This window comes from Schlesneria paludicola DSM 18645 (assembly GCF_000255655.1).
Taxonomy (GTDB): domain Bacteria; phylum Planctomycetota; class Planctomycetia; order Planctomycetales; family Planctomycetaceae; genus Schlesneria; species Schlesneria paludicola.
The window spans coordinates 220,842-240,865 of record NZ_JH636437.1 but is presented as its reverse complement, the minus strand read 5'-3'; the positions used below and the strand labels follow the sequence as shown (position 1 = coordinate 240,865).

The window sequence follows — 20,024 nt, the reverse complement described above, 5'->3', positions numbered from 1 at the left end:
GATCCGCGATGGATCAGGTCTCTATTCGTTCAACCGTTTTATTCGTTCAAACGCGACTCGCTGAAGAGCGCGTTACTCAGCTCTCGACTCAAAAATCATCCAAAATCAATCCCGCCGATCAGGGCGCAACGCCCCCCCAACCACGCAGTCCTCTATTCTACTCGGCAACATTCCCGCGTTGATACTGGAATTGCTGGCTGCGAACGATTGTTTCGACCGCGGCCGAAAAACGGTAATCATGCGATTGAAGTTGCGTCATCATTTCGTCCAAGACCGTCTCGTCGGACAATTGGACGCCACGAGCCAGCGAATAACCGAGCAGCTTTCGGCAGAAATGGCGCAAGAACGCATTGCGCCGGGCATGCAGTAAATAGTCTTTCAACCCCGTTTCGCCCGCGAACTTGGTGCCGTCTTTCAGCTGCACATTCACTTCGATCGCGCGACCGCCCAGATCCTTATCGCGACGTCGGCCAATGGCATCATAGCTTTCCAGCGAAAACCCGAATGCGTCGATTCGTTCGTGGCAATGCGCACAACTTTCAATACTGCGGTGTGCCTCGACCAGTTGGCGCACGGTCAGATTCGTATCCGTTTCCGTCTCCGGCAGCGGTGGCACGTTTTTCGGTGGCCGAGGAAGCTTTTCACCCAGCAACGTCTCCAGCACCCAGTTGCCCCGCAGAATCGGACTCGTACGCGACGCACCAGATTGTTGTGCCAAGGTCGTTGCCAACGTCAGGATTCCGCCCCGACCATACTGCTTGACATTGTCGACACGTCGCCATTCCGGCCCCGTCACTCCGGGAATACCATAATGAGCCGCCAATGATTCGTTCAGGAAGGTGTGATCGGCGTCCAGAATCTCCAGCACCGAACCGTCACGCTCAAATAGATCCTGGAAGAACCGAATCGATTCTTCGTACATGTCGCCCCGCAGCGCGGTGAACGTCGGAAACACCTGCTCGCTCTTTTCACCGTGATTGTCGAAATCACGTACTCCCAGCCACTGGCAGGCGAACTCGGTCGCGAGCATCCGGACTCGATCATCCTTCAGCATCCTCTTGGATTGAGTCACCAGCACGTTTGGGTCATGCAACCGGCCGGCACTCGCCAGTTGACGCAGTTCGTCGTCTGGCATCGTTGACCACAGGAAGTAACTCAAACGGCTGGCCAGCGCCCAGTCGCTGATCGCCGTGGCCGATGCTGGCGCCGATCCTGTCGCGGCCACGGACAGTGGTTCGACTCGGTACAAGAACGCAGGGGAGATCAGGACACGAGCGATCGTAAAGCGAATCGCTTCGTCATGCGGCAGCTCTTGCTCACGCAAGCGCGAGTACAAGTGACGAAGCTCCTGCCCCTCTTCGGATCGAAGTGGACGGCGATACGCTCGTTCGGCGAATCGAATCACCGATTCCAGTTGCCGCGGTTCGGCGTCAAGCAGTGCCTGCTTGAACTGATCGGCTCTGTCGTGGATCGGTTTCCGAAGTGGTTCGAAGACCTTAGGATCGGCGTCCTGAGTCGCAAACTCCATCAATTGGTTGAAGCCGTCGACCAGTGTCAGCGCGTCGCGACTGACAAAGTGCAACTCATTCCATCGCTGGTTGAGTCGTGCAGCCTGTTCATCACTGAGCATCAGGCGGCTGAGTTGATTGTCCTCACGATAGAAGATGGTCAGTGTGACCACTTCATCGACCGGGACGATTCTCGAGTAGCACAGTGCCGCAGGGAACAAGTTGCGGTACGTTTCAAAGGCCGATTCCACGCGTCGACTGGCTGCACTGCCTTCGCTGACCAGGATCGGAGTTGAATACGACAACGACCGCTTGTTATCCGTCCAAGTGCTGTTCGCGTTGGTTTCCTTCACCGTCGCGGCAACCAGCCCCTGATCTCCTTCGGGCTTTGTGGTCAGAACCTGCAACTGCACCGTTCCTTCCGCGCCCGTTTCGCGATGCAACGCTCCCGTTGCGACCAGTTCCCAACCGCTGACCAGATCCGCTGGCAGCTTCACTTCGATCACCGAGGGAGCCTTGACGCACAGGCTGGCGGGATCAACCGCTTGCCCGTTGGGATGCTTTCCAAACAGCACAGGGTCCAAACCCCAATTCGAAATCGGCTGCGCCGTCTCCTTCGATTTGGTGGTGGCGGTCACAGGAATGACCGAGCGGAACAGTGGCCCGCCGAGCGATGTCAGTTGGCGGTAAAGCTGTGCATCGGGGCTCTCCTTCTCTGCAGGCGACGGACCCGAGAGCAGCGTTTGTACGGCGATTGCCAGCTTTTGCTGTTCTTCGACCGACTTGGTCGCCTGCCATTGTGTGAGCAACGAATTCGCCGGAATGACCGGTCCCAGTGAAGCCCCTGTCACGGATTCTGTATAGAAGTGCCAGACGTCTTTGTTGCCAAATCGATCCGCGTGCGGATTGGCGGCGTGAATGTCGGGCGAAACGTCACGCGACAAATCCCACACACGTCCCTCGGCCCCCGCTGCGGTCAACGTCAAATCGACCGCGGTCGAATCGCACGAGTGGTTTCCATCCCGCGGCCCGATCAGCAGCGAAACGATGTCGCCGGGATGAACGATCAGATTTTCAATCGGCGGTACAACCACGGGCGTGGCACCGTGCGCAATGCCCGTCGCCAGTCGCTGTCGATGAGCGCCACGGCGAACTTCGACCGACCAGGTGACACCATTGCCGCACTCGGGATGTGCGTGCTGGACTTTTGCATCGACACGCAATGTCGCGTCGACCGGACTCTGCCATCCCACGACCGCGTTGAGCGTTGGCGAAGGATGTACGACGACCCCGTGCGGCTTCATGTTTCCGGGGATCCGGACATGCTGATCGGATGAATTGGCAACGATCAGTGGTGTCGCATCGCTGCCCCAGCCACGGACGAAATCATACCCACCGACATTCGACATCTTACTGGTAAAGTGATTTTCGATCTTCGCCGGTCCGCCAATCGCAACTCCCAGATAGTCGAGCCACGCGGTCAGAACCTCTGCTTTCAATCCCCGCTTCTTGGCCAGTTCCACTGGATCAATCTTCGTCTCGGACGCCGCCGCTTCGGCCGCGACATTCAAATAGCTTGCCGCACTGTTCAATGTTTGTTTGCGACGTTCCAGCAGTTCACTTGTGTAAGTCCGCACGTCACGCAGCAAAAGGTCCGGACGGCCGGGGGCGACCAACCGCGGCTGTTCCCAGACAACGAAATCATTCTCGTTTCCATCACCGGCATCAGTGGTCAGCAAGTAGACCGAGACATCCGCACCCGGTGCAGGTTCCGCCAGCTTTTGGCGAATCTCGAACCGACTCGTCATCGGGCTGACGGGTTCCATCCAGGCTTTCGGTCCGTTGAGCTTTCCGATATGCCCGACGCTCGTAAACCGCCAAAGCGCCTGCTGCCATCGAGCGATATCCGTCGCGAGTGCAACCGCATCTTCTGGCTTCGCCGTGCGCCAGCGTGTACGCAAGCCGTCCAGCAGAAATGACGGTTCCTTGCCAGTCAGTGCCTTCCACAGAAGCCCCAGGTACTTGGGGCTCAATTTGTGTTCCTGGGCGAGTGTCTCGATCGACTTTTTCCCGGTCGAAATCGCTTCGCGCTCGCGCAGTGTCACTTCCAGATACCGATCGAGTGGCAATCGACCGCCGCCATTCGTGTCGAAAATGATCCCCTGCAGGTTCACTTGCGTCCCGCCTCGATCATCAGTGTACAGTGCGTACAGTCCGCGGATATCGGCGAGCAATTCCTCGATCCAGTCGCGCTGCATCACCGACGGCGAAAAACGAAAACCGTCGGGCAGAAGTACGGCGTGATTGGCAATCTCTTTGGCCGCGTCCAGATACTTTGTGACCAGTGCCGGCGACATGACGAGTGCGTTTCCAAGGTTAGTAAACCCTTCGCCTGCGGCGCTATCCACCGGAAACTCTTTCGCCGGAGCAAGCGTCGGCACGCCCGTCAGCGACCGAATCGTGTTGGTGTATTCGACGTTGTTCAGGCGTCGCAGGACAACCCGTCCAGGATCACCGGCTCGTGAGCGCGCTTCTGCTTTCAAGTACGACCGCACCCATTGCTGTAACGTGGTCCGTTCACCTTCGGTCGGTTGAGGTGCGTCCTTGGGCGGCATCTGGCCGCTTTCCAGCATCTCGTTCACTTTTTGCCAGACGTCTGGATGCTTGCGAATGTCAGCGAGCGACTTGAACATCGACAGATCGATGTCCGCTTCCATGACTTCGTTCGAGTGACATTTCTCGCATGTCCGCAAAATAATGGGACGTACATCACTCACAAACGTCTTTTCGAACGTTTGAAACTCAACCGCATCCGCCGCAACCAACGTTCGCGAGAACGACGTTACGCCAACGACTAGCAGCACCAGACGACCGATCGACCGCATTCGCATTGCTCCGCAGGAATGATTCATCCGGCGGCCTGTGTCGCCACCGTCCTCCCAATCATATCAAGCGGCCGATATATGTGCGACTTGCTCCTTCGCTCGTTTTGAAGTTCCGCTTACGGTCGCTCGTCCGCTAGGAATCGAAGTTCCTCGTTGAAGATCCTCGTTTCCTCGTTACCAAGCTCCCGCTTGGTAACGCCTCTTGCGATCTCATTTTCTCTCGACCAGGATGGTGGTTTTGGACCCGCTCACACGCTTCCTGCTCATCGGAAGCATCGCCAAGCCGGAGTTAGGAAACGAGGGACGGCGTGCAACTTCAAGAGCGCCCGCTCGGGAATCCTCCGTTCCACCACGCAGAACGCTCAGGCCGCTTTCGAGTGACCTCATTCTTTATTCCGCGCCGCGATGATTCCCATTCAAATTGGCGATTAAAACGCCAGGGAAGGACCGTCCTTGGAATGAAGGCCAGCCCAGACCTGTCGGTCGACAGAATCGCTGACACTGTTCACCGAACCATCAAGCCGTAATGAATGAACCATCCCGACGTGCATGCTTCGCGCCGTCGAGGCATAGTTGCTCGGGGGCGTCGAATCGGAACACGGCATCCCCATTTGTGTCAGTGTCGCCGTGGAATGCCGAATGGTCAGATCCGTACAGGACACGATGCCATCGGGAATTGAAGAATTGGGACCCGGCATGTTGACACTGGTTAAACTTGCAGACGGCATTCCGAGCGCCCAGGTCCCTCTTGGATCGACAGGGTCGATTCCAGATCGGATTTCGTCCACGGCGATCACATTCGACAACCCCCTCGTGGCATTCCTGAAACTAAACGAGACATTGATCCCGCCGACGCCCGATCCCGAAATGGTGGCGTTGGTACTGATCAGGTCACTTGTACCAGCGGTAAATCCATTGGAGCAGTTGGGCTGGAACGTGAAACATTCACGATTGCATCCAATATTCATCGCATAGTTTCCCCGCGCATACAGATGACCGGAGGTTCCCGCGAGCAAAGAGCGATCATACTCGACGTCGTTGAAGGAATCGGAAGGACACTTGAAGACACTGACCTTCGCGCGTCGTGCCGACTTGTTCAAATCATCATCAACGGGGCGCTGCAAATCGAAGCTTGAATACAACGCAGATTGATCAAGATCGGGAAGCAACAGCATCAACCAGTTCGCGTAAAGTCGGTCCGGCTCAGTCCCAGGCGAGATCCCGAGTGCGACTCGGTCGAACGTCCCTAACGGAATAATCCCACCTCCGTATGGTTCGCCACGCTGGGACCAGATCGATCCAGGACACAAGAGTCCATATCTGTCGTGGTCGTTGTGCAGGGCAATACCAATCTGTTTCAAGTTATTCTTGCACTGCAAGCGACGTGCGGATTCGCGCGACTGTTGTACTGCAGGGAGTAGCAATGCAATTAACAACGCGATGATCGACATCGCAACCAAGAGCTCAATCAAGGTGAATGCGCGTCGTCTGGTCATAAAGACGTCCTCGATTTCTACTGCATGCAGTTTTGAGTACGTGCGGAGCGGATCGCGTAAATTGCGGCGTTGACCCGCACCAAACTCTCTGTCCACGTATCGGGGACTGACTCGGCGAGGATGCAATAACGCCATGAGGTCCAAGGTGCCTGTCGCTAATCGTGCGACATCCTGATACGCCGATTTCTCAGGTAAAGAGCGATCGCAAGAACTGCGATACCAATCCCTGAATACCAAACCCAACCGGCCAGGCGACGACGAAATACAGGCTTTTTCAGACCGTAATAGGACAAATAGAATTCGGATTCGTTAATCGTAGTGGGCTCATACGTTTCAAATTTGACTGTTGAGACACCTTTTATCGTTTTTCCATCGTCCCAAAGATCGTGATCGATTTTGACTTTGGCACGACGGATTCGGCATCGACATACTCAACGATCGCTTTCCCGACCAGAACTCCCTCTTTTCTGATTGTGCCGTATTCACACAAACACCAGTCCCGCGCCGAATCACAGATCAGATAGCCAAGATAACCAAACGGATCCCCTTTTTTGGGTCCTTGTTGAATCACACTGGAATAACGGTACTCAACCCTGACACGCTGACTCTCATTCGCCTCGCTCACGGATTCCACAGTAAATCCTGGGTCTTTAATGGATTCCCAAAGGAATTTCCTAAACATGTTCCACGGCGCCAAAATCGCATTTAGCGGTTCACGTGTGTCCTCGGCAATCATGGCCTTCACTTCGTCGTTTGCCGTTGCCAACTCTTCCAGCCAGCCCATCGTATGCGGCGATTTGTCCTTCCCGAGATTGAGCTTGAAGGCATACTTCGGATTGATGACCAGATCCACACGCTGACCTCTGTTATTAGTGACTTTTGCTTTTCCAAAATCTCCGCTGAACACAACATCGCGCCTGTCGACTGGGTTGGGAGGCGCCTGACCGGGTTGATCATCCCGAGTTGAATACACGACATGCACTGACGGCTTCTCCACCTTTGCGGCAGCGGCCGTGACACCTGCCAAAAACTCCTTTTGAGACCACGTGTTGGTTGCCCCCCAGCCGTCTGTCGCAACACTGAAGACCGCCAGCCACACTTCGAACGCCAATCGCGGCAAGTGCAACTTGATTGCGAACATGCACGGCCCTTTCACGGCAAGCCCTCGAAATCGTTGCGAAAACACCGTTTCTCTGAAGGAACTTCATCGCCCGTTGACGTTGCAATAACGGCCGGTGTTCAGATTCAAATGCACCGCGTTGATCGTGAAAACGAAGGTGTCTGTCCCCCTGATCTCAACAGACAGTTCGCGACAAACAAACACGGGGAATACGAAACTGGACACGCGAGGAACGAAAGAACGTCCGTGGAATCTTCGTGAATGGTCGACGTGACACCGTATACTTAAGACAAACTACTACAATCGATCCAAAGAAGGGTTAACAACAAATAGGACCCGCCGAAGATTTCGACTTCGGCATGCATGAGTCGGCCTGCTATATCAGGCTCGAGAGACTACGACTCTACCGGGCGGCGCCAGATGATGGCGGCTTCACTTCCGGTTCCGATTTCTGCCCAGACGATGAACCGTTTCCATCCGCCGTCGCAATCGACGGAGAACTGCCCGTCTTTTTGGGGCGATTCGATTTCATCTGCAGCTTGCGCTGCTGCTGGATCGCGGCCATCAGCAGATCGAACAACCGCCCATACTGCACGAGCGCCCGACCGAATAGCCGTTTGTCGACGGCATCGCGCGCTTCGCGGAACGCCGCTTCGTACTGAACCCAGTCCACGGGCCACCGGTCTTCCAGAGCCGCGTGATGTAGATCGGCTTCCATCCGCGTCAGATTCTCGACGAATTCATCGTTGATGACGGCGGAAGCCGATCGATACGGGCGCCAGATTTCGGTTGCCTGTGGGTCGTATTCAATCGTCTTTGTTGGATTCTTGCTGCGGTGCCACGCCCAGAACCCGATGCCCGACAATGCCGCCATCGCCAGGATCGCACCACCTTGAAGGCGTCGTTGTACGTCCAACTCAAAGAAGTACAGACCGACCAGAAAGAACGCGGCGAACAGGCACATCAATCCAAAACCGGCCCAGCTCAGCCCCTCAATCCGTGGAGGCGGGGGAGGCAATTCGTAGACCAGGTCAACGCCTTCGGGTAGTTCGCCGGTATGCACCACGATGACGGTGATGTTATCCGGCCCCCCCCGCAGGTTGGCTAAATTCACCAGTAATCGGCACGCTTCGTGAGGGGCGAGCGTCCCGGCAATCATGCCGATCTCGGCATCGCTGAGCAGACCGCTCAGTCCATCCGAGCACAGCAGAAAGATGTCGCCGGGAAGAACAGGGTGGGGGCCCTCGATATCCACATTGACGTTCGGTTCGGGCCCCAGCGAACGCGTAATGACGTTGCGGGGGCACAGTCGCTCGGCATCGCGCGGATGCACTCGGCGACTGTGAATCATCTCCCAGACCAGACTGTGGTCGAACGTCAGTTGATCAATCTGCCGGCTGCGAATGCGATAAACACGGCTGTCTCCCACATGTCCGACGATCGCACCCTGCGAGCACAGCAGCAATGAGGAGCACGTGGTCCCCATCCGCAGGAAATCCTGGTTCTGCGAACCCCGCTCGTGAATCGCTTCATTTGCCGCTTCGATCGCGATCCGCAGGGCTTCGTTCGGCGGGTGATTTCGCAGCTTGGCGAACGTGTGCGGAACGGTGTCGACCGCGATCTTGCTCGCCAGTTCTCCGACAGCGTGACCACCCATTCCGTCGGCAACAACGAACAGGTGCCCTCCCTCTTCCCACGCCTCAAGGGATTGGCTGAGCGTGACGGCGCACGAATCTTGGTTATTCTGCCGGCGAAAGCCGATATCGGTGAGCGCCGCGTATCGGACTTGTTGCTCCCAGAGCATCATGAACCTTCGGACTATGCGAATGCCACCCATCCACCGCTGGTGTCAGCGAAGGACATCGCGACCAAGTGACTCGACCCGTTTTGTATGTGCCGTCTCAATTCCAAATCGTCGAACAAATTGCGACCAAATTTGACCGTCGATTTCGACGGTCGGCGAAATGACAATATCTTAACGTTTCATCGTTACACACGGAAATAGATTTGATTCCGTTTCAGGACGAATAAAGCACGGCATTCTATCGGGATCGTCACGCTTGGCGACGTGGAAATCCGCGAGATGGCTGGCGAGAAACAAATTCTGACGCCCGGCGTTCCGATTGATGAATTGCCGGTTAAGATATTTCTTTCACCGATTGGGGGTGTCAGAAAATGGTAACCGTTCACAACCCGGGGACTGGCTCATTTTCCTGCGGTAAAGGGAAGGCTTACCTTCGTCGATGTGCTGTGGATTTCCACTGAACCGGGAAAATATGCCTGTACCCCTCTCTTCGGGCTCAGGACATCGCATAATTCCAACAGGCTAATCGCATCCCGTTTTGAGTCTCGCGTAGAACTTCGAAAATCCTATGACCGATTCACCCACATCCCAAACGCTCACGATCAATCGTGCATTGATTGGGATTCTGTCTAGCATCATGCTTGTCAGTGCCGGTGCGCTCTGGGTCTTCGCAGGCAGCCAAAATATGTGGACCGGCGCGTGCCTGAAGGTGGGGATCGTCATGGCCGCCCTCTGGTTGGCACTTCCCACAATTTCACGACGCGGGAATCTGGGCCAGGCGTCATGGGGAGCCGTTATCGGCTTTATGGCACTGCTCGTCATCCTGACTAGCAAACGTGTCGACTTCCGAATCGTGCTGCCGATGCTGATCGGTGCCGCCATCGCCATCATGATTCTACGACCAAAATCAAAATCCGGGCCGAGATAATCTTGTTCAGTCGCTCCGCCATGCCGCGAATGAAATGCATTTCATGAGCACCAAAACGCTGTTGCTTCTCCGCCATGCCAAGTCAAACTGGGACGATCCCAACCTGGACGACCACGATCGACCGCTCAACGAACGCGGACGCAAAGCCGCAAAGCGAATGGGGCGACTGATCCACCACGAACAGCTTCCGGTCGACCTGCTCATTTGTTCGACCGCGATCCGTGCTCAGGAAACCGCCGAGCGCGTCCTCAAACAAGTCACAAACAAACCGACCAGAATCGATCGCGCGGATCTCTACCTCGCACCCCCTGCGCAGATCGCCGCCATTCTGGCGGCGATTGACGACCAATTTCAGTGCCCGCTGTTGATCGGCCACAATCCGGGCTTCGAAGAATTTCTCGCCGCGCTCACTCAGACAGAACTTCATTTCCCGACGGCAGCCCTCGCCCAGATCGAGTTCGAACTCAACCTCTGGCACGAATTCTCTCTACAGACAGTCGGGCAGATCAAAAAACTCTGGCGCCCGCGAGACCTCGATTGATCTTCCTTCAATCGTCGCCTTCCCTCTGTGTCTCCGTGCCTCAGTGTCTCCTTCACCCCCCTTGTGCACCCGACATACGCAACGCGTACATGTGGGCCCAGCGGGAAGGGGTGAGACACAGAGGCAACGAGACACAGAGAAAGAAAAAACTTAGGCACGGGGTTCGTCAGTTTTTTCGGGGAACAGCATACTGACGCTCGTACGGTCGTGGATCGAGCGAATCGCGGCGGCCATCAGCGGGGCCACCGAGACCACTTCGCAGTTGTGCGGCAAAGGATCGAATGAGTTCTCGATCGTGTCGGTGATAAACATTCGCTTGATGTCACTGTCGGCGATTCGTGCCACCGCACCGCTCGACAGCACTCCATGCGTGACACCGACATAAATGTCTTTGGCACCACGCAGTTTGAGCGTCTTGGCCATTTCCACAAGCGATCGGCCCGTAATGGTCAGATCGTCCACCAGAAACACGTTCTTGTCCTGCACGTTTCCGATCACTTCCAGAATCTGCACCGTCTCGCTGTGATCCGCTCGGTGCTTGTTTCCAATCACCACGGGCGCATTGAGCAAACTGGCATAGGCCGCCGCCCCTTTGGCAAAACCCACGTCCGGGCTGCAGACGACCAGATCCGGAACATTCAAAGTCTTGAAGTGGTTCGCGAGCACGATCCGGCCATACAAGTGATCGACCGGAACGCGGAAAAAGCCCTGAATCTGCGGGCTGTGCAAGTCCATCGTCAGGACGCGGTCGACCCCCGCAGCTTCGATTGCGTCAGCACACACACGCGCACGAATCGAAACGCGTGGCTCGTCCTTCTTGTCACCCTGGGCATAACTGAAGAACGGAATCACGGCCGTCACGGTCTGGGCACTGGCTCGCCGCGCGGCATCGATCCAGAACAACAACTCCATGAAATTGTCGTTTACGGGGTAGTGACACCCCTGAATGATGAACACGTCCTTGCCTCGAACATTTTCCTTGATCCGGACGAACACGTTCCCTTCGCTGAAGATATGAGCCCGAGCAGGGATCAATGAAACCCCCAGGGTGTTCGCAATCGTTTGCGCCAGCAGCGGATTTCCGCTGCCCGCAATGATCGCCAGGTCACCTTGTGGCGCTTGGAAAGGAACGAGTCGGGGGCCGCCCAAATCAGGCCGCAAGTAATCCATCGAATGGATCTCCGGAATGGAAAGAAACCTCACTAGCCTGCAAAAACAGGGGGGACGGACTCCATTCTCCCTTGAGAACGCCTGCTGACATCGTTGCCACCACGGTGCCTGTCCCCCGATTCAACCAACGACTACATCCGGGACTGATGTCGCTTGAGGGCGGCTTCGATAAACCCATAAAACAGCGGGTGCGGACGATTCGGCTTCGATTTGAACTCGGGATGAAACTGTACCGCGACGAACCAGGGATGCTTCGGAATTTCGATCGCTTCGACCAGCTTGCCACTGGGGCTGCTGCCACACAGCGACAAGCCCCCTGCTTCAAATCGTTGACGATACTCGGGATTGAATTCATATCGATGCCGATGGCGTTCCGAGATTTCGCTCCGCTTATAAACGGCGGAGATCAAAGAACCTTCCTTCAAGAGGCAGGGCTGAGCCCCCAATCGCATCGTGCCACCCTTGGAATCCACTGTTCGCTGTTCTTCCAGCAGACAGATCACGGGATGCGGGGTATCCCCTTCAAACTCGGTGCTGTTTGCATCGTCGAGTCCAATCTGGTGACGTGCGTATTCAATCACGGCGACCTGCATTCCCAAACAGATCCCGAAGTAAGGAACATTCTGCTCCCGTGCGAATCGGACCGCCTGGATCTTCCCTTCAATCCCACGATGACCGAATCCACCTGGAACCAGAATTCCGTCGATACCCGCCAGGGCCGACGCGGCTTCCTGCCGTTCCAGCAGCTCCGCTTCGATCCGCTTGACGATCACACGCGTTGAATGAGCAAAACCAGCGTGATCGAGTGCTTCATAGATCGATTTGTACGCATCACGATGTTCGATGTACTTGCCGACGACCGCGATATTGACTTCGTGCTTGGGATTCTTGATCCGAGTAACCAGATCCTCCCAATCTTCCATGGCCGATGGGCCGGCTTGCAGGTGCAGCTTTTCCAGGATCAGTTTATCCAAACCGTATTCGACGAGCCCGACGGGAACTTCGTAAATCGAAAATTCCTTATCCTTTTCTTCGATGACCGCCCGCTTTTCGAGATTGCAGAATAGCGCAATCTTGTCGGCGTTCTCGCGTCCCAGTTCACGTTCCGTTCGTACGATCAGAATATCGGGCTGGATGCCGATTTCCCGCAACTGCTGCACGCTGTGCTGAGTGGGCTTCGTTTTGAGTTCTTTGGCCGCCTTCAGATATGGCACCAGCGTCAGATGGATAAACAGGCAGTTTTCGCGGCCGATATCCAGCGGAATCTGGCGAATCGCTTCGAAAAACGGCAACCCTTCGATGTCCCCGACGGTCCCGCCGAGTTCCGTAATGACCACGTCGACGTCGGGGCCGGACAAGCCCCGCACGGCCGCCTTGATTTCATCCGTAATGTGCGGCACGACCTGGACGGTCTTGCCGAGATACTTTCCTTCACGCTCTTTTTGAATCACACGTGAATAAATGCGGCCTGATGTGTAGTTGGATTCGCGGGACAGGGGGCTGTTCGTAAACCGCTCGTAGTGACCCAGATCGAGATCCGTCTCCGATCCGTCATCCAGCACATAGACTTCTCCGTGCTGAAAGGGGCTCATCGTGCCGGGGTCGACGTTGATGTACGGATCAAGTTTTTGCATCCGGACCCGCAGACCACGCCGTTCAAGAATCGTCCCAATCGACGCCGAAGTCAGTCCTTTTCCCAAAGAACTAACCACGCCGCCCGTAACAAAAATGTGCTTGCTCATGAGTCTCTTTTGAATCAAAAAATCTGTGAGAACGCCGTCGAAAGGATGAATGTGGCCTGGCAATCTGCTGAAATCACGGGGCTGGCTCCGCCAGGCGTCAAAAACGCCTTGCCATTCCTCTGACCGAGGTGCCTGTCCCCCTTATTTCAACAGGCTACTTATGGCCGCCGCCCCGTTTACGGTCTTCCTTCCGCGTTCAGCCATGTACCTCGAGACGCGAGCGGGCTGGGTTCGAGCGGATTCGTTCGACGAATCGAGCATAGTCCTCTGGAGTGTCGATTCCAACTGAGTGATGTTCGACGATCGCGACTTGTATTCGAGCACCCGCTTCCAGGGCTCGAAGTTGTTCGAGTTTCTCAAGTTGTTCCAGCCGCGACGGAGGCAATTTCGTCAGTTCGAACAGAAAATCACGTCGGTAGGCATAAATCCCCAGGTGCAGCAGCCACGGTTGTTCAGCAACCAGCACTTCGTTCGGATCGCGATCACGACAAAATGGAATCGGACAGCGGCTGAAATAGAGCGCGCGGCCATCTTTTGCGCAAACAACTTTGACGCAGGAAGACGCCTGAACTTGCTCCAGCGACTTCAGCGGCGTCGCCAGTGTCGCCATTTGAGCTGTCGGACAATCCACCAGCGCTTTGACGACGGCATTGATATTCTCCGGGTCCATTTCCGGCTCGTCGCCCTGAATGTTCACGAAAATATCGCCGTCAGCACAACACCGACCGGCCACTTCCGCAATGCGGTCGGTGCCGCTGGGATGTTCACCCGTCAATTCACAATGACCGCCAAACTGCTTGACCGCTGTCGCCACTTCGTCACTGTCCGCAGCGATAATCACATGATTGAGGCTCGTCGCACGAGATGCGGCTTCCCACGTATATTCGATAACGGTTCGCCCGGTGTCGGAAAGCAACAGCTTCCGAGGCAACCGCGTCGATTGCAACCGAGCGGGAATGATTCCGTAGACGTTCATATTGATCCCGAGAACAGTGACTGCGCCTTCGTGTGAACGATAGCAGTGTCAACGCCAACGCTCAACGCCTCGTCACACCGGAAAGTCGTCCACCGCGCCCTGGGCAATTCCGATCGCCGCTTTGTTGCTGGGAAATTCGGGCCGAACTGTAGTAGGATATTGCCTCACACGGACGACTCCCAGCAAAAGGACACTTGCGAACATGACTGCCATGAAGGTCGGTTCACGATGTTCGAAGAGTTGCTCGCGTCGAGCAAGTCGGCCATTCAAGAGGTCGATACATATCTGACTTTGGACGAAAACCGCCTCGCTCGAGCCGCGGTCACGCGGCTCCGTCACACCTCTGACACCGCCACATCCGGATCAATCACCTTGGTCTACGGATCTGCGGGAATCGGCAAAACACACCTCGCTCGCTGGACACTGCAACAACTGCGACGACGCCACACACGCTTGCGATTCGCCTATCTGACTGTCAGTGCACTCGGCGAACTTCTTCGACGGGCCGATGAACGCCAATCACTGGCCGAGTTATTTGAACAGTTCCGTACACTCGATGTGCTGGTCTGTGAACATTTGCACGAACTGGGCAATGATTCACCCTACCAACCCTGGTTCGTCATGCTGATCGATGCACTCGAAGAAGGGACAACACAGGTTCTGCTGACCTCACGTCAGCCTGCGGGCGAAATTCCTCAATTGGACCAGAAACTGGTCAGTCGCTGTCATGGCGGACTGTGTGTCCAGATGCCGCCGCTCAGTCTCGAAAGCCGCGTGCAATTGTTGCAGCACTGGTTCCAAGAGATGCGGCTGCCGATCATCAAACCGTTTGCCGCATCGGCTCAGTTCCTCGCAGAACGCTTACCGATTCCCCCTCGCGATCTGCGTCAAACCGTCATGGATCTGACACTGCGCCATGCCCGTCGACCCGCCCCAATTGATGTGGCCTATCTTGAACGATGGCTTGCAAAAGAAGATCGCTCACCCCGTTTGTCGATCGATTCCATCGTGAACCAGGTTGCCCAGGCGTTCGGGGTTGACCCATCGGAACTCCGTTCGCGATCACGTCAGGCAGGTCTGTCGTTACCCCGCCAGTGCGCCATGCTATTAGCACGCGAATTGACCGGAAGACCACTGGACCAGATCGGCGACTACTTCGATCGTTCGCACACGACCGTCTCGCACAGCCTGTCACGCCTGAAGGAATTGATCCCCACGGTTCCATCACTCAGGCAGCAGGTCCACAAGCTGCGCCAACAGCTCAAGCAGCTCCCTCGCGAAGAACGCGCGTAGCAACCACGAGAGATCTCGCCTCCTCTTCGGGGCCGACAACAACACTGGATTTCCCTCGTTACCAAGCTCCCCGGCCTGTTGATTTAATCGCCGTGCGTGAGCGGTGACGAGGAGGATTAAGGAGTTACAGCGAAAAGCATCTCCGTAACTCCTTAATCCTCGTCGCGCGTCGTCAATTTTTCGATTAAATCAACACGCCGTCCCGCTTGGTAACGCCTCTTCACATTGCTCTCTCTTGTTCCTCGTTTGCCCCTCGTTACCAAGCCCCTGCTTGGTGACGCTTCATGCGAACTCGTTTCTCTTCGAACTGGAAAACCGCCTGGGCCTCGCACTCACTTCCCATGAAGAGGAAGCGTTGCCAAGTTCCCCGCTTGGCAACGCAAGAACCAAACGAGTTGAACTGGATGGTCGGACTTGCCTCGTGCTGGTTGTCCGGATCTGCAAACCTGATCACTTAGCATCATCCCCAACCGATCAGCCATTGATCCAGTCGACTCACTTCGACATGCGAAGAGGCCGCTCATTGATCACCGAACACTCAACCAAGCTCACCTCGTCAACCTCATCAACGCCTTCGTCATGTTCAAACGATGATGACCAAACGGCATGATTTACCAAGTCATTGATGCGATCACGCGACCTCAAAAACGTGCAACATCGCATGCACTGATTTCACTCCACGAATCGCCCAAACCTCGATATTTACCTAGGCATCAAGGTCTCTTGCGTGTCACTGCGTCAGCGGATTGTGGACAGATTGTTGATAACTCGACAGCAACTTTCTGCGTTGTCCACATCTCCACGGCGCCGCGATTCAGCCATCATCACAACTCGACGACTTCGTGACAGTTCTCCACACGGTCTTCGACGTGCTGTCGTCGAAGTTTCCACAGACGACGATTGTGGAGAAGACGTCGTAAGCGTTTTCATCATGGCGAATTCGGCCATTCAACAATCCAACAATCCACAATTTTGAGGTCCCTCTAATAAGACTTCTACGAAACTTATTTAGAGATTTGAAGAAGAGAGGAGAAAGAGCTCACACGTGAGCCAATGCTCGATCAATGCGTCGCAACGAGCGTTCACGTCCAAGGATCGCAATCGCATCAAACAAGCCAATCCCCACAGATTTCCCAGTGATTGCCACGCGTAAGGCATGTACAATTTGCCCAATCTTAATCCCTTGCGCCTCCACGAAATCATGCACAAGCTTGTCGAGCGACACCGAATCAAACGGCTCGGCAGTGACCAGTTGTTCGCGCAGCGCCTTGAGCAGGCCGACCGCTTCCGCCGTATCGCGAATGCGTTGCTGGAAAGGCTTCGCATCGAACGTCAGCTCATCGTCAGAGATGAAAAACTCTTTGTAATCCAGAATGTCACTGAATACTCGCAACCGATCAGCGATCGCTGTGATGACGCGTCCCACGCTCGTGCGAGTTTGCTCGTCGATCTCGGCAGGGATCAGTTTGGCCTGCTGCAAATACGGCAAGCAGCCCGCGACCTTTTCGTCGATGGACAGTTGATTCATCCAATGTTGCTGAAACGATTGCAGCTTCTCAGGATCGAAGCCGGCAGGAGCTTTGACGATTCGTTCGAGCGTGAAATTCTGAACGACGTCCGACAGCGACATGAATTCTGTGCTACCATCCAGGGACCAGCCAAGGCGTGACAACGCGTTTAGGATTCCCGCAGGCAGATAGCCCAGTTTTTCGTAGTACTCAACCATGACTGGATTCAATGTCTTCGAATCGCCAATCCCCAGTTGAGGAAACACTTCATCCGCACGGTCAAACATCTTTTTCAGTTGCGGGCTGTTGCGCAGCTTTTCGACATCGCGTTTGGAAAGCTTCTTCGTCGAACCAGGCGCTGTGATGAACGGGATATGGGCGAACACCGGCATCGGGTTCTCGAGCGCCAGATGGATCAACGCCTGCACAGGCGTGTTGGCGAGATGCTCTTCGGCTCGGATGATGTGCGTGATTTGCATCTGAGCGTCGTCGACGACCGTCGCGAAGTTGTAAAGGAACGTGCCGTTGCTGCGCATGATGACCGGGTCAGGCATTAACGAGCAGTCCCATTCGACATGCCCGCGTACCGCATCGTCGATGGCAATTTTCTGATCGCGTGGAATCAGAAACCGCACGACGAACGGCTTTCCAGCAGCTTCCAGTTGCTGACGTTCGGCGTCCGACAGTTCCAGAGAGCGACGCACTGTCACGTACGGACGCTTCGCCGCTTCGGCTTCTTTCCGATCTTCGGCGATCAGTTCTGGTGGATCGAAATCCTTGTACGCACGTCCCGCGGCCAGCAACTTTTCAACCGCCGCTTGATAGAGATGCCCGCGTTGTGATTGGTAGTACGGCTCAAACGATCCACCCACCTTCGGACCTTCGTCCCATGTCAGGCCCAGCCATTCGAAGGCGCGAAAGATCGGACCAAGTGCCGCCTCGACATTTCTTTCCTGATCGGTATCGTCGATGCGCAGGATAAAAGTTCCCCCCGTGTGACGCGCCCACAACCAGGCGAAGAGGGCCGTGCGCATGCCGCCGATGTGCATGTAACCGGTGGGACTGGGAGCAAATCGTGTTCGAACGGGAGTGTTCATCGCGAGCGTTTTCGTATCGAAGGAGGTTTTGGATTCAGGGACGATCCGTCGCATGAACCAGGCCAGAGCCGTTTCGCCGTTCACTGTCAAAGTGTGAGGAACAAACGGGTTCGGTCGCTGGGTTTACGGCGGTCTCTCCAAGGTAATCTCGGTTGCTATCGCCCCGGTTGCAAGTCCGAGACGGAATCATCAGGATACCGCTATGAAACAGATCAACCTCGTCTCACTGCTGTTGGCTGCCACCGTTCTCCTTTTGGGTCTCGCACCCGCAGGTGCGTTCGCTCAGGAAAAATCGGTCGGTCTCGAATTGCCCGCAACCGATGACGGACTGCCCGGTGCGGGTCCAATCCGTCGATATGACTGGTTTCAGAATGTCTGGAAGGAACGGCACGAGGTCTGGTCGAAGCGTGTCGATCAGGATCAGAAGTCGCTCGTGTTCCTGGGAGATTCGATCACCCAAGGTTGGGGCGATGATCTCGGCGGAAGCTTCAAGGGTGTGAAAGTTGCCAACCGTGGAATTGGTGGCGATACGACTCGCGGAATGCTGATTCGACTGCAAACCGATGTGCTCGCGTTGAAACCAACGGGCGTCGTTCTACTGATGGGAACGAACGACCTCGAAGAGAACGCGGAACCCGAAGTCATTGCAGGAAACCTCAAGCTGATCCTGGCCGCGTTGAAAAAATACGATCCCAAGCTGCCCGTGATTCTGTGTCAGGTCTTCCCAAGTTCCGAAACCGCGAAGCGTCCGGCTGAAAAAATCAAAGCCCTCAACAAGCTGTACGCCGCCGCCGTGAAAGGTGATGCGCAAGTCACACTTCTGGAAACCTGGCCCCTTTTCGCCGACGAGCAAGGCAATGCTAAAGTCGCAGAGTTTCCTGATCTGCTGCATCCGAATGCCGCAGGTTATGCAAAGTGGGCCGCGGCCCTCAAACCGATCCTCGCAACGCTGAATTACCTCGAAACGACCGACGATGATTTTCAGCCGGAAGCCGGGTTTGAGTCGTTGTTCAATGGAAAAGATTTTACGGGATGGGATTTCCGTGATCAAAAAACGATGGAGCACCAGGCCGCATTTGACGGCCAGGTGACGACCACGGATGGTCGGTATATTGCGAAGCATGGTCGCGTGGTTGTCTCGACGCCGGCTGAAGGCCGACGCGTCCAGCAGCTGTGGACCAAGCGTGAGTTCTCAAAAGACTTCGTGTTGAAGCTTGAGTTCCGAGCGACGCCCAACGCCGACAGCGGTGTCTTCATCCGCAAGCCACAATTGCAGTGCCGCGACTATCCTCTGGCCGGACCTTACAAGACGCTGAAGCACTATCGTGCACAGGATTGGAACGAGTTGGTCGTCGTGGTGAAGAACAACGTCGCCCGATGCACCTGCAACGACGAAGTCCTGGAAGAGGCATTGACACTTCCAGCCAGTGGACCCATCGGCCTCGAAGGCGACAGTGGCCAGATGGAATACCGCCGGATTCGCATCAAAGAAACGCCGTAGTGCGAACGCCGCGTTGCGTACGATTTCTGGGCGTAGGAAACGTTACCAAGCAGGCCGAGGAGCTTGGTAACGAGTTGGAAATGTGGTCATCTCTAGGGCATGATCCAGGCGAGCCGGGCTGCGTTAACGCCCGGTTCTTCAACTGGGCCGATGATTTGTTTTCATAATCCGACCGTCTTCTCGTTGCCAAGATTCCGCTTTTGAAGTTGCGTTATTTGCCTGTTCGCTACGAATCGATCGCAAAGTGAAGTCGCATGGTCTTCACTTTGCGTCGTTGCGCCTTGGCGCGTTTGCGTTAACTTTTCTTTCCGAAGTAGTTTTTCGCAACAAAAAAATGGAACGCAAAGGCGCAACGACGCAAGGAAGAAAAAACAGCAGATGTCTTGTTGGAAGGCAGGTCGGCCCGCTTGGGCTTGAGGAACTGACATCGCCAGCGCTGCCGTTTGGGAACGCCT

The 20,024-nt window shown here is 55.6% G+C and carries 12 protein-coding genes; 4 read left to right on the top strand and 8 right to left on the bottom strand.

All coding sequences use genetic code 11. The features are described 5' to 3' along the window. Positions 1–157 precede the first annotated feature (157 nt). The 4 genes from OSO_RS0139305 to OSO_RS46895 form a co-directional block, all read right to left on the bottom strand. The gene (locus OSO_RS0139305; protein WP_010588192.1) at positions 158–4,393 is read right to left on the bottom strand and encodes a DUF1592 domain-containing protein; all 4,236 of its coding nucleotides are present in this window, start codon (positions 4,391–4,393) and stop codon (positions 158–160) included. 428 nt (positions 4,394–4,821) lie between these two features. After that, positions 4,822–5,889: a DUF1559 domain-containing protein gene (locus tag OSO_RS0139300; protein WP_010588191.1), complete on the bottom strand. Its 1,068-nt coding sequence runs from the start codon at positions 5,887–5,889 to the stop codon at positions 4,822–4,824. Positions 5,890–6,247: 358 nt separating this feature from the next. Further along, positions 6,248–7,030 (bottom strand): hypothetical protein, encoded by a 783-nt coding sequence (locus OSO_RS0139295; protein WP_010588190.1) that lies wholly within the window; start codon positions 7,028–7,030, stop codon positions 6,248–6,250. Positions 7,031–7,412: 382 nt separating this feature from the next. Then, complete coding sequence (locus OSO_RS46895; RefSeq protein WP_050986305.1) at positions 7,413–8,816, bottom strand: PP2C family protein-serine/threonine phosphatase; 1,404 nt, start codon at positions 8,814–8,816, stop codon at positions 7,413–7,415. A 565-nt stretch (positions 8,817–9,381) separates the two neighbouring features. Between OSO_RS46895 and OSO_RS0139265 the strand changes: the two genes are divergently transcribed. Together OSO_RS0139265 and OSO_RS0139260 are read left to right on the top strand one after the other, a co-directional pair. Further along, on the top strand, positions 9,382–9,741 hold the full coding sequence (locus OSO_RS0139265) for a hypothetical protein (RefSeq protein ID WP_010588188.1): 360 nt from the start codon (positions 9,382–9,384) through the stop codon (positions 9,739–9,741). 43 nt (positions 9,742–9,784) lie between these two features. After that, complete coding sequence (locus OSO_RS0139260) at positions 9,785–10,282, top strand: SixA phosphatase family protein (RefSeq protein ID WP_010588187.1); 498 nt, start codon at positions 9,785–9,787, stop codon at positions 10,280–10,282. A gap of 150 nt (positions 10,283–10,432) precedes the next feature. Here the strand turns inward: OSO_RS0139260 and OSO_RS0139255 are convergent, their stop codons facing one another. The 3 genes from OSO_RS0139255 to kdsB form a co-directional block, all read right to left on the bottom strand. Continuing rightward, a complete protein-coding gene (locus OSO_RS0139255; protein WP_010588186.1) occupies positions 10,433–11,452 on the bottom strand; it encodes a ribose-phosphate diphosphokinase in 1,020 nt (339 codons plus the stop codon). A gap of 131 nt (positions 11,453–11,583) precedes the next feature. Further along, positions 11,584–13,194, bottom strand: a complete 1,611-nt coding sequence (locus OSO_RS0139250) for a CTP synthase (protein WP_010588185.1) — start codon at positions 13,192–13,194, stop codon at positions 11,584–11,586. 196 nt (positions 13,195–13,390) lie between these two features. Continuing rightward, positions 13,391–14,170, bottom strand: coding sequence for a 3-deoxy-manno-octulosonate cytidylyltransferase (gene kdsB / locus OSO_RS46890; RefSeq protein WP_010588184.1), 780 nt, complete (start codon positions 14,168–14,170; stop codon positions 13,391–13,393). A 228-nt stretch (positions 14,171–14,398) separates the two neighbouring features. Here kdsB and OSO_RS0139230 point away from each other — a divergent pair, with 228 nt between their 5' ends. Continuing rightward, positions 14,399–15,463: a DnaA/Hda family protein gene (locus OSO_RS0139230; protein WP_010588183.1), complete on the top strand. Its 1,065-nt coding sequence runs from the start codon at positions 14,399–14,401 to the stop codon at positions 15,461–15,463. Between the two features lie 1,039 nt (positions 15,464–16,502). Here OSO_RS0139230 and gltX read toward each other — a convergent pair. Then, positions 16,503–18,068 carry a glutamate--tRNA ligase gene (gene gltX, locus OSO_RS0139215; RefSeq protein ID WP_040593982.1) on the bottom strand — a complete coding sequence of 522 codons (1,566 nt, stop codon included), beginning with the start codon at positions 18,066–18,068 and terminating at the stop codon, positions 16,503–16,505. Between the two features lie 202 nt (positions 18,069–18,270). On the opposite strand from gltX, the gene OSO_RS0139210 reads away from it, so the two are divergent. Continuing rightward, on the top strand, positions 18,271–19,569 hold the full coding sequence (locus tag OSO_RS0139210) for a GDSL-type esterase/lipase family protein (protein WP_010588179.1): 1,299 nt from the start codon (positions 18,271–18,273) through the stop codon (positions 19,567–19,569). Positions 19,570–20,024: the final 455 nt, after the last annotated feature.